This window comes from Anoxybacillus sp. TBDG-1 (assembly GCF_054815885.1).
On record NZ_JBTZSY010000002.1, the window covers coordinates 121027 to 123574 of the forward strand.

At 41.5% G+C, this 2548-nt stretch carries 3 protein-coding genes; 1 reads left to right on the plus strand and 2 read right to left on the minus strand.

Annotation, left to right across the window (positions count from 1 at the left end; all coding sequences use genetic code 11):
- On the plus strand, nt 1–275 hold a 275-nt coding region (locus tag ACYQY7_RS01525), incomplete at its 5' end, for a hypothetical protein (RefSeq protein ID WP_461200395.1).
- Between the two features lie 41 nt (nt 276–316).
- On the opposite strand, the gene trpB is transcribed toward ACYQY7_RS01525, so the two are convergent.
- Entirely contained in the window at nt 317–1480 is a 1164-nt protein-coding gene (gene trpB, locus ACYQY7_RS01530) for a tryptophan synthase subunit beta (protein ID WP_461200396.1), read from the minus strand.
- Nucleotides 1481–1559: 79 nt separating this feature from the next.
- On the minus strand, nt 1560–2486 hold the full coding sequence (locus tag ACYQY7_RS01535) for an alpha/beta hydrolase (protein ID WP_461200397.1): 927 nt from the start codon (nt 2484–2486) through the stop codon (nt 1560–1562).
- Nucleotides 2487–2548: the final 62 nt, after the last annotated feature.

Below are 2548 nucleotides of genomic sequence, written 5' to 3' on the forward strand. Positions count from 1 at the left end.
TTGGTGAATTAAAAGCAATCGTTCATAGACATGAAGAAGATATTCGTTGGTTGAAAGAGCAAATGAAGGAAAATACAGCAATGATTAAGGCCATTCGAGACAACCAGCTAGAGCAACGTAGCATTCAAGATGCAATGCGGCATGAAATTGCTCACATCCGAGGAGAAATGGCTACAAAACAGGACATCGCTTACATTCACGAACGACTCGACTATCAGCTTAGTCGTATTGCACGGACAGAAGAAGAATTGCACATGTTAAAAAAGGCAAATTAACAAAAAACGTCGTTCCGCATGATAGGAACGACGTTTTTTGGCTAACTTCTCAACATATGAAACACTTGCTCAACATCTTTATCACCACGCCCCGACAAGTTGACGATAATCATTTGATCAGAATTGAGCGTCGGAGCCAATTTCATTGCATATGCAACGGCATGAGCACTCTCTAAAGCCGGTATAATTCCTTCAGTTTTTGAAAGCGTTTGAAATGCTTCTAACACTTCCTCGTTCGTGACCGTATAATATTCCGCTCGACCTGATGTTTTTAAAAAACTATGTTCTGGCCCAATTCCCGGATAATCAAGTCCCGCGGCAATAGAATATGTTGGTTGTGGATTTCCTTCTTCATCAAGCAAAACGAGACATTTAAAACCATGAATGACCGCGGGAACACCTTTTGTGAGCGTAGCGGCCCGCTCAGGTTCAACACCGATTAAACGCACACTCGGTTCATCGATATAATGAGCAAAAGCACCAATCGCATTACTGCCACCACCCACACAAGCGATCACAGCATCAGGCAAGCGTCCTTCTTTCTCGATCATTTGCCGCTTACTTTCTTCACTAATAATAGATTGGAAATGTTTCACGATCGTCGGATACGGATGTGGCCCAACCGCTGAGCCAAGCAAATAAAATGTATGTTCATAGTTTTGGACATAGTCGTTTAACGCCTCATCAACTGCATCTTTTAATCTTCCTTGCCCTTTTGCTACAGGAACAACTTTCGCCCCTAATAGCTCCATCCGAAAAACGTTTAATGCTTGCCGTCTCGTATCTTCTTCCCCCATATAAATCACACAATCCATCCCAAACATGGCACAAGCTGTCGCTGTCGCTACACCATGCTGTCCAGCTCCCGTTTCAGCAATGATACGTTTGGCTCCCATTCTTTTCGCTAATAAAATTTGCCCGATGACGTTGTTAATTTTATGAGAACCGGTATGGTTTAAATCTTCTCGTTTTAAATAAATCTTCGCTCCACCAAGCTCCTCAGTCAACCTTGAGGCAAATGTGAGTGGGCTTTCACGCCCGACATATTCTTTTAAATAAAACGTAAACTCTTCATGGAATGTGGGATCATCTTTGTACTTTAAAAACTGCGCTTCTAAATAGTCTAACGCTTCCTGCAACGCCGACGGTACGAAACTTCCGCCAAACTCTCCAAAATACCCTCTTCTCTGCTCAACTACACTCATCTTCTTTCCCCTCTCTATTTTTCCAATTTACTACAAGCATACTCATCTTTTTATCAAAAGTCAATGAATATTCAGAATTTTATTTTTGTACCTTCTCTAAAAATGCTAATATCTTATGAATATACTCCTCTTTATACATATCAAAACTTTTCACATGTTTCGCTTTTTCGGTGAGCCAAAGTTCAAATACGTCTGGATGTTTGTTGTACATGCTTACGCTTTCTTTGTATGGGATGGACGGGTCGGCTTTACTATGAATAAATAAAATCGGGCGCGGAGCAATCGTATCCACCGCTTTGATCGGCACCGACTCGGCTGGATTTAAATCGGTAATCATCGGAATAAAAGTAATGATTAAATACGTAAACGGAACGTTCGGCAAGTTGGTCCATACGGGCATATATGTCCGTAAATATCCTTCTAAATCGCTAAACGGGCTATCCGCAATGACTGCTTTTACATCTTTATCCATTCCTGCCGCTAAAATGGATGTTGCTGCTCCCATGGACACTCCATACAGAACAATCGGTTCAGAATAGTGTTGTTTCGCATAGTCAATGACTCCAAGCAAATCATATTTTTCTTTTGCGCCGATCGTTGTCATATCTCCTTCCGATTCGCCGCTTGCGCGAAAATCAAACATAATAACGCGATACCCTTCATCTGTTAGTGCTTTAGCAATTGGCAAAAACGGCACATTCGGCTCGTAGCGATTTCCACCGTATCCGTGCGAAAAAATAACGGTCATTTTCGCTTGTTTTGTCGGCTCGATCACCCACCCTTTCAGTTTCAATCCGCCATCTTTGCTTATAAACGTAACATTGTCATAAACCATACCGTAAGCTGCTGGCGTTTCTACGACAGCTTTTCGCTCTTTATGCGTCAAATTCCAGCCGACATAAATCGAAACGGCAACACAAGCGATTGCTCCAAGCAACAATATGCTAACAAACGACGGAACAAGCCATTTTTTTGTCTTTCGTTGCCTTTCTACTTGTATTTGCATCGTCCTCACCGTTACAGAAAACTTACAAAACTTTATAAATAATCTATTCATTATTTATAAAG